General features: G+C 68.2%; 12 protein-coding genes and 1 pseudogene. 10 read left to right on the forward strand and 3 right to left on the reverse strand.

Annotated features, from left to right (window positions below; genetic code table 11):
* Window positions 1-238: pseudogene (locus EJK15_RS65450) on the reverse strand (adenosine deaminase); the annotation flags it as partial.
* A 332-nt stretch (window positions 239-570) separates the two neighbouring features.
* Here EJK15_RS65450 and EJK15_RS65455 point away from each other — a divergent pair.
* Entirely contained in the window at window positions 571-957 is a 387-nt protein-coding gene (locus EJK15_RS65455; protein WP_138720295.1) for a hypothetical protein, read from the forward strand.
* A gap of 258 nt (window positions 958-1215) precedes the next feature.
* Here EJK15_RS65455 and EJK15_RS65460 read toward each other — a convergent pair whose 3' ends face one another.
* Window positions 1216-1797: a transposase gene (locus tag EJK15_RS65460; protein ID WP_171075349.1), complete on the reverse strand. Its 582-nt coding sequence runs from the start codon at window positions 1795-1797 to the stop codon at window positions 1216-1218.
* A gap of 228 nt (window positions 1798-2025) precedes the next feature.
* Here EJK15_RS65460 and EJK15_RS78295 point away from each other — a divergent pair, with 228 nt between their 5' ends.
* A complete protein-coding gene (locus EJK15_RS78295) occupies window positions 2026-2424 on the forward strand; it encodes a DUF2750 domain-containing protein (RefSeq protein WP_420847184.1) in 399 nt (132 codons plus the stop codon).
* 677 nt (window positions 2425-3101) lie between these two features.
* On the opposite strand, the gene EJK15_RS72250 is transcribed toward EJK15_RS78295, so the two are convergent.
* On the reverse strand, window positions 3102-3242 hold the full coding sequence (locus tag EJK15_RS72250) for a hypothetical protein (RefSeq protein ID WP_171075350.1): 141 nt from the start codon (window positions 3240-3242) through the stop codon (window positions 3102-3104).
* 178 nt (window positions 3243-3420) lie between these two features.
* Between EJK15_RS72250 and EJK15_RS65475 the strand changes: the two genes are divergently transcribed.
* From EJK15_RS65475 to EJK15_RS73880, 8 genes are all read left to right on the forward strand, one after another.
* Window positions 3421-4149 (forward strand): zinc-dependent alcohol dehydrogenase family protein, encoded by a 729-nt coding sequence (locus tag EJK15_RS65475; RefSeq protein WP_171075351.1) that lies wholly within the window; start codon window positions 3421-3423, stop codon window positions 4147-4149.
* Between the two features lie 24 nt (window positions 4150-4173).
* Entirely contained in the window at window positions 4174-4542 is a 369-nt protein-coding gene (locus tag EJK15_RS65480) for a nuclear transport factor 2 family protein (RefSeq protein ID WP_138720299.1), read from the forward strand.
* Window positions 4543-4557: 15 nt separating this feature from the next.
* Complete coding sequence (locus EJK15_RS65485; protein ID WP_138720300.1) at window positions 4558-5553, forward strand: GDSL-type esterase/lipase family protein; 996 nt, start codon at window positions 4558-4560, stop codon at window positions 5551-5553.
* 169 nt (window positions 5554-5722) lie between these two features.
* Complete coding sequence (locus EJK15_RS72255; protein WP_171075352.1) at window positions 5723-5878, forward strand: hypothetical protein; 156 nt, start codon at window positions 5723-5725, stop codon at window positions 5876-5878.
* Between the two features lie 401 nt (window positions 5879-6279).
* Window positions 6280-7023 carry a PIG-L deacetylase family protein gene (locus EJK15_RS65490; protein ID WP_138720301.1) on the forward strand — a complete coding sequence of 248 codons (744 nt, stop codon included), beginning with the start codon at window positions 6280-6282 and terminating at the stop codon, window positions 7021-7023.
* Window positions 7024-7122: 99 nt separating this feature from the next.
* A complete protein-coding gene (locus EJK15_RS65495) occupies window positions 7123-7569 on the forward strand; it encodes an SRPBCC domain-containing protein (RefSeq protein WP_138720302.1) in 447 nt (148 codons plus the stop codon).
* On the forward strand, window positions 7566-7919 hold the full coding sequence (locus EJK15_RS65500) for an ArsR/SmtB family transcription factor (RefSeq protein WP_138720303.1): 354 nt from the start codon (window positions 7566-7568) through the stop codon (window positions 7917-7919). Before EJK15_RS65495 ends, EJK15_RS65500 begins: the two co-directional genes overlap by 4 nt.
* A 181-nt stretch (window positions 7920-8100) precedes the next feature.
* Window positions 8101-8312 (forward strand): hypothetical protein (locus EJK15_RS73880; protein ID WP_206060714.1); only part of this gene is annotated, 212 nt, incomplete at its 3' end.

Below are 8312 nucleotides of genomic sequence, written 5' to 3' on the forward strand. Positions count from 1 at the left end.
GGTCGCGGACGTACGCCGCCAACCTGCCGGGCTCGGCCTCGCCGTCGGAGGAGAAGGCGATGTCGTCGATGATCCGGACGCCGTGGCCGAGCCGGTCGGCGCCACACCACTGGATCGCCTGCCAGATCGACGGCAGGCCGAAGGCTTCGCCGGCGTGGGTGGTGAAGTGCGCGTTCTCGCGCTGCAGGTACTCCAAGGCGTCCAGGTGCCGGGTGGGCGCACCAGCCCCCGCCGGGTCTACCTGATGCTGCACCAGGCGACCCCGCTCGGCACCGAGATCGTTCGCGCCCAGTCGCCCGAATTAATCACGCGCACGGCTGTGACCTCGGTGATTTCCTCCCAGTCGAAACATGCTGACACGACGCTTCCCAGACCTGTGAACTGTCACTGCACTCCCCGCGAAGGAGATCATCTCGCGATCAAAGGGGAACCGTTCATGCACCAACGAGGCAAGCAGAATCTTATCGGTCCTTGGTAGACCTGCTGAGGGGACCACTACGAGGGGAGATCGAAATGGTTAAAAGGATCCTCTGTAGCGCGCTCGGTGTCGCCGTGTGCAGCGTGGCCTGGGTGGCATCGCCGGCCGAAGCCGCGGCCGCGGCCTGCGCCGACCCTCAGCGCGCTACCAATTCGTCCACGGCGGTATCCATCCTGTTCGGCACGACCAACAAGCCGCTCAAACTGGAGGTGCGCCGGGGCAAGATCAACGGCAAGTGGTACGGCTGGGCACGGTGGAGCGGTCACACCCGCAAGGGCGACACTCCTGCCCTGTTCGTGTCCTTCGACGGCGGGAAAACCGGCGAGGTGAAGTGCAGCCGGGGAGTGAGCGAGTCCAACGGCGGCCCAGCATGGTCGGGTGCCTACCCGGAAAGTGCATCGTCCAAGGTCAAGTTCCGTGCAATCGTGACGTTTAGCAACGGCAACGACTGGAGGGTGGGCAAGACAGGCTGGTGGTGACCCCAAGGTAAACCGTCGGTCCTGTCTGGCTGAACTCACCAACATGCGCGGTACGGGACGAAGGCAGAGGTCCGGCACGTGATCGCCGTGCCATTAGCCTCGATTCGTCAGCGGGCTGTGTTGCGTGAGTGGCTCCGCAGTTTGCCCGTAATGTCCCCGATGGGTTGGGGTGGGGCGTCGCATGTCGCTGCGGGGGCGCCGAGTTCCACAGGCCCGGGGGCTGGGCTCCTTCCTGATCGTTGCGGCGAGGTCCAGCTCTCAGGCGAGGGCGGGCAGGTGGTAGAGCCGGTAGCGCATGGTGTCCGGTTCGGCTCTCTCCAGGCCGTCTTGATCGTGCAGAGCGGGTAGGCGTACCCAGCAGTCCAGATCGTGGCCGAGGTTGGCGGCCAGGATCCAGCCTTGGTGGACCGTTTGCCGGCCACCGTCAGCCAGGGAAAAGCCGCCGGGGCGCAGGTGCAGCAGCTGCCAGACCTGGCGTCGTACCCTTGCCCGGGCCTTGGCGATGCGGGCCAGCATCGGCTCGTCCAGGCCGGCCAGCGCACGGCGGGTGGTGGAGTCGGATGGCGCCACTCCGAACAACGCCGCCTGGTGGGCTTGCAGTCGCTCGGCCTCCAGCAGGCTCCGCGCGCCGCACACGATCGCTGCGGCCAGGCTGACCAGCACGTGTGCGCGATCGCGCCAGGTTGCACTCTGTCCGTCGGGCCACAGGTCTCCGAGCACCTCGGTCAGCCCCACCCGGTCGGCGATCTTGTGCAAGAGCACCGCGCCTGCGTGACCGACCAGCCCTTTTCCATCGGCGGTGACAGACAACCGCCGGTCCCATCCGGTACGCTCACTCACCAGAAAGGTGCACCTGCTTCTGCAGTGGATATGGCTTCGACACCCAAATCCTTGCAGTTCAGGGGCACCTTTTCTCATGTTCTAAAGCAGAGCTACCGCCTCGGTTGAATACCTGGGGCTAGCTGGTCAGGCGCTTGAAGGCATGTAAGCCATGTAAGGCAAGTAGGTTGGCCGCGGCTGCCCGCCGATGGATCGTCGAGAGGTCCATCCAACTGGCGGATGCGCGTGATGCTTAAGTCGGGACGATCTAGGAGGAATCAGGTGAGCGTAAGCGGGGCTCAGGCAGCGGCCTTCTTCCGTGAGATCGTTCAAACTCGTACCGTTTGGTGGGTTCGAGACGACGATGGCAGTCCGACCCCGGTCTCAAGTTCTGGGCGACCAGCTTTTCCCTATTGGTCGTCGGAGGCCCGGGCGCAGCGCGCCGCTCAGCTTTGGGGTCCTCAATTTCGTGCTGTTTCAATGCCGCTGGATCATTGGCGAAGCGCGGCTTTGCCGGATCTAGCCAAGGATGACTTCCGGGTAGGGATTAACTGGAGTGGACAGCGCCTAACTGGATGGGACTTCACTGTCGAGGAAGTAATCAATCGTCTCATTCACGCGCTCGGCGAGCCACCATACGACCGGTAGATTCGGGCGAGGGACGACTGTCGTAGCTGGGGGGCGTCCGGTGAGGGCGAGGCCCGCGCCGTAGGCTGGGCGCCCCCTTGTCTGCATTGATCGGTCACGGGTAGATCGCGTTGTCTGATCCGGTGGCCAACGCGGTGTTCGGCGATCATCTCGATGCGGTTGTCAACGCTGTCGGGCAGCGTGTCCGCCCGGCTGTCGCGCCGGGTGGGCGTCGGGTCCACGGTCCGACCGGTGAGGTTCCTCCGGGTTCGGGGTCAGATGGGCGTGATGGCGCTGGTCAGCCGGAGGGGTCCAGCGCCAGGGCGAAGGTGAAACATTCGGCCAGTTCGTGGGCCCAGGGCCGGTTTCGGGGATCTTGAGTTTGCGTTTGCACTGGCCGCGCACCAGGCGGGCGGCGGTGTGCAGGAGCTGGTAGCGCAGGGTATTGGGCTCGGCGTGGGCGAGGGTGCGGCCAGGCAGAGTAGCCGTAGCCAGGCAAGCAGGTCGATGGCGATCGCGGCGGCGGCGCACCAGGCATGGTTGACCTGCATCGACTTGCTGGGCAGATGCCCGAGCCCGGTCGATTTTCCACATCGGATGCGGTCCTCGACGCGGGCGTGGACGCGCGTACCTCCGGCAGGCCCGGGTTCGATACTGGTGGAGTCACCTATTCAACTGTCGCGTTGCCTGGTCGCCCTTCAGCCGCTCGCGTAGCTGCGGCCAGGCGCGCAGCAGCGACCATCGGTCCGCTGGTTTTCGAAGTCGTGAGCGGTGGAGTCGAACAGCAGCGAGTCAGGTCCTTCGGGGGCGAGGCGATCCAGCACCCGTATGGCGGACATGGCGGGCGGGATGGCCACCCAGGGAACTTCACGGCGTTGTCCGACCGATCCGGCGCGCGTGTTTTGGCACCAGCACGTTCAGGTCGGCACTGCTAGATATCACGCACACCACGGCTGTTCTCGTCAACGCAGTCTGTGCGCTGTCCCAGGCGTCTCCGTCGGAGACGCGGTCAGCATCGTGGCCAAGCCGAATGACGACGGGATGTCCATCCACGGCATCTACGCCGACCGGGCCATCGTGGCGGCGCGGCGGCTGATCAGCCGCCCGGACGGAATGGACGCCGTGACCGGCGCGGCGATCTGGGTGCCCGCGTTCACCTCCTACGGCGCCCTGGTCGAGGTCGGGCGGCTGCGGCCCGGCGACCTCGTGGTGATCACAGCCGCCTCCAGCAGCGTCGGCCTGGCGGCCATCCAGATCGCCGCCTATCTGGGCGCCACGCCCATCGCGGTGACCAGGACCGGCGCCAAGGCCGACCGGCTGTTGCGGGCGGGCGCCGCGCAGGTGATCGCCGCTGACGACGGCGATGTGGTCAAGCAGGTGCACGCCCTCACCGGCGGCCGCGGCGCGCGGCTGGTCTTCGACGGCCTCGCCGGTCCCGGCCTGCCCGACCTGGCGCAGGCCGTGGCCCCGGACGGCATGCTGATCGTCTACGGCTCACTGGACGGGCGGCCCACCCCGCTGCCGATGTGGTGGCCGATCAACGTGTACGGCTACGCCATCTTCCACCTGTTCGCCGATGCCGAGCGCACCCGCCGGGCCGAGGCCTTCATCGCGAACGGCCTGCGCGCGGGAGCGCTCGCCCCGGTGATCGACCGCACCTTCGACCTGACCGACATCGTCGAAGCCCACCGCTACATGGAGTCCAACACCCAGGTCGGCAAGATCGTCGTCACCGTCCAGCACTGACCGCCAGGGAAGGAAGACACCTTCATGAACTCCACCTACGCCGACCTCATCGGCCAGTTCATCGGCGCCATCAACGACACCGACGCCGCCCGCCGCCGCGCCACCATCGACAAGATCCTCACTTCTGACTGCACCTACACCGACCCGGAAATCGCCGTCGAAGGACACGACGCGCTGGATGCCGCGTTCGCCGGTCTGCAGCAGCGGATTCCGCCCGGTTTCCGCTTCAGCCAGACCGCCTCGGTCGACGTGCACCACCACCAGGCCCGCTTCTTCTGGCAGTTCGGCGACCCCGAAGCCGACGCCCCCGCCGCGACCGGCTCCGACGTCGCCGTCTTCGCCGACGGGCGCATCCGCCACCTCTACGCCTTCTTCGACGCCGCCAACGGCTGACCCATCAGGAGAGCCATGTCATCCGCCACGCGACGGCTGCTGATCGTCGCGGCCATCACCCTTACCGCCCTGCTGCCCGGCACCGCTGCCGCATTTCCGAGCGCCTCCCAGCAGCCCGCCGCCGCCACCCAGCTCGGCTGGAGCGCGACCTGGACCGCCGCGCCACAACGTCCCAGCACCAGCTTCGCCCCCAACTGGTCGGAACAAGGCTTCGCCCGCCAGACCGTGCGCCAGATCATCCGGATCAGCGCCGGCGGCAAGGCGGCCCGCATCCGGGTATCGAACGTCTACGGCACCACCCCGCTCATCATCGACCGCGCCACCATCGCCCGCACCTCGCACGGCGCCGCCATCGAACCGGGGTCGCTCCGCCCCCTGACCGTCCACGGGAAGCGGACCTTCACCCTCCCGGCCGAGGCCGACCTCGCCACCGACCCGGTGCCGCTGCGCCTGGCCGCCCTGGACGCGGTCACCATCACGTTCTTCGTGAACCGGCCGACCGGCCCAGCCACCTACCACGCCCAAGCCCTCGCCACCACCTACCGGGCCGCCGGCGATCACGCCGCCGACACCGGCGCTGCCGCATTCACCGACACTTCACAGTCCTGGTACTACCTCAGCGGCGTGGACGTGATCACCACGGCGCCCCCCGGCGGCGTGGTCGCCTTCGGCGACTCCCTCACCGACGGAGCCGGCAGCAGCACCGACGCCAACAACTGCTACCCCGACGAACTCGCCGAACGCCTGGCCACCGCCGGCCAGCCCCACGCCGTGCTGAACCAAGGCATCGCCGGCAACCGCGTCACCGTCGACTCCGCCTGGCTCGGGGCAAAGGCCACCGCCCGCTTCCGCCGCGACGTCCTCGGCCAGCCCGGCGTGCGCACGGTCATCATCCTGGCCGGCATCAATGACATCGGCATCGGCGAACTGGCGGCAGCACCCCCTTCCCGATCCTGGCCCCCTACCCCGACGTCTCCACCGGCCAGGTCATCGAGGGACTTCGCGAACTGATCCAGATGGCCCACGCCAAGGGCATGGACGCCATCAACCCCGCCGACCTCGACTGAACGCACCACGTGCTCGACCCCGGCTCCGACGGCCTCCACGACACCGGCGGCGTCGCGGCCCAGGCACGCCGTTTGCAAGTGATCGCCAAGAGGCCGCCGTCAGAGTGGTGGGCATGACGACAAAGAAGATCATCCTGACGGCGGCGCTGGCCGTCGCCGCCGTCGTGACCTGGGGCGCGATGGCCGCACCGGATGACGGCAGCGGCGCCCCTGTGCTGGCCGCGGACGACATCAAGGGCGAGTACGACATCAAGGACGTGCCGCACTAGCGACGGCCGCGCCGCGTCTTGCTTCAACTTGCCGGTGCCCAGCAAGGGGGACCGGTCGCTCTTCGTCGGTCAAGGGACCGGCCGCGCGTGACAGCGCCGCGAAAGTCGGTTGAGAGGTCGTTCTCCGACGATCGGATCACTACGAACGTGGAGCACGAGATGGACGATGACGTGGTCGGCACAGCGGTGCTGGACCGGACAACCCCCGTACCGGAACCGGACCGGCGCAGATGGCTCTTGATCGCGGCGCTCGGTTTGCGTACCGGCCGCCGTCACGGCCGGTGCGCTGCCCGGTGGTCTCGTGGTCGACACCGGCGGAGGGGGCCGGCTGTGGATGATCATCGTCGCCTGCTGTGGCGCCGCGCTGACCGTCCACGGGATCCTCGAAGGGAGGTCCGGGCGTGATCGAGTCTGCGTCTGACGTCGCTGAGCTGGGCACCATCCTGGGGATCTGGGCGCACCCGGACGACGAGGCCTACCTGTCCGGCGGCTTGATGGCGACGGCTCGCGACAACGGATCGCGCGTGGTGTGCGTGACCGCGACCCGCGGCGAGCTCGGCACGGCCGATCCGGTGGAGTGGCCGCCGCATCGACTGGCCGCGGCGCGTACCGGCGAGCTGGCGCGCTGCCTGGAGATCCTCGGGGTCGACGAGCATCACTGGCTCGGCTACCGGGACGGGCAATGCACGGCGGTCCCCATGTCCGACGCGGTCGCGCGGCTGTGCGACGTCATCGGACGCGTACGACCTGACACCGTGCTCACCTTCGGCCCGGACGGCATCACCGGCCACCTGGACCATCAGACGGTCTCGGCCTGGACCACCGCGGCGTTCGACCACGCCGCCCCGTCCGGGGCGCGGCTGCTGCACGCCACTTTCCCGGAGCGGCGGACGCCGCGCTGGAGCGCGCTCAACGAGAGCTTGGGCATCTTCCCACCGGGCTATCCGATCACGACGCCCGAACATCGGCTGGCGGTAGACCTCGTGCTGGACGCGGCAACGGCGGCCCGCAAGGTCCGGGCCCTGGCGGCGCAGGAGACCCAGACGGGCGGGCTGATCGCCGGCATGGGCGTCGACTGCTTCACGGAATGGGTCGCCGACGAGTCGTTCGTCGAGCGGCACCCCACGGCTGCCGTGGCCGAGTGAGGCTCCGCTCGATCGGAGTGCAACCCTCGGGTTGCGCATGGAGGGGGCGATGTGCAACCCTGGAGTTGCATCCAATTGCGGCGATGAAGGAGTCCCCTCATGAGCGAGGATCGGATCGAACGCGAAACCCTGATCGCGGCACCCGTGGAGCGGGTCTGGTCGCTGGTGACCGAACCCGGGTTCTGGGTGGCCGACCAGGCGAGCCTGTCAGGCACCACGGCCAGAGAAGGCGAGTCGACGGTGGCGAAAAACGCCGAGTACGGCGACTTCCCGGTGCGCGTGGAGAAGGTAGAGCCGCCGACGTACGTGGCGTACCGCTGGGCCAGCGCGTTCCCCGGAGAAGAGTTGCGCGAGGACAACAGCACCCTCGTGGAGTTCACGTTGACCCAGGAAGGCGACAAGACGCGGCTTCGCGTCGTCGAGAGCGGGTTCGCGGCGCTGGCCGGGTCCGAGGAGCTGCGCAGCAAGGCGGTGAAGGACAACACCGGCGGCTGGCCCCAGGTGTTCGACGCGCTCAAGACGCGCGCCGAACAGTCATCCGTGTGACGGACGAACGTCGCGGCGTCGGCGCGGCGGTCGACAGCGTCCTCGTCGCGCTGGCCGACCCGACGCGACGTCAGCTGCTTGATCTGCTCGCCGCACAGGGCGAGGCCACCGCGACGACGCTCGCCGAACGACTTCCCGTCTCGCGGCAGGCGGTGGTCAAGCATCTCGCCGTCTTGGACGCCGCCGGGCTGGTTTCCGGCAGCCGGGTCGGACGCGAGGTGCGGTACGCGGTGCGGCCCGCGGCGCTGGACGCCACGGCGCGGTGGATGGCCGCGCTCGCGGCCGACTGGGATCGGCGCTTGGCGAACATCAAGCGCATCGCTGAGGCAGCGGAGCGAGATTCGCGCTAGCGGCTCCCGCTGCGGTTCTCCATGTCCCCCTGGGTCTGGTGCGTTTGCTGGGGAGCGGTCACGGAGTGCGACTTCCAGGCGCGAGTGAGGCCGGGGCTGCATGGAGGGTGGTAGCGATCGCGTAACGCGTTGCGCGTGAGAACGGCCGTTCTGTCACGATCTGGATCGCCAAGATCTGATCATGAAGAACGGCCGTAGGGGTGCCATTGTGCTGCACGAGCTCATCGGCAGGGAAGTCGGTCTGCTGTACATGCTGTTCCCGCACTTGAGGGGCCTGGTCCTTGACCAGGTGGAGGATCTGGGTGACCGCCTGAGGATCGCGGCCCGTACGGGCTCGGAGGGGGTGGCCTGCCGCGGCTGTGGGACACCGTCGGCTCGGGTGCATGACCGGTA

The sequence above is a fragment of the Nonomuraea basaltis genome (assembly GCF_005893125.1).
Taxonomy (GTDB): Bacteria; Actinomycetota; Actinomycetes; order Streptosporangiales; family Streptosporangiaceae; genus Nonomuraea; species Nonomuraea basaltis.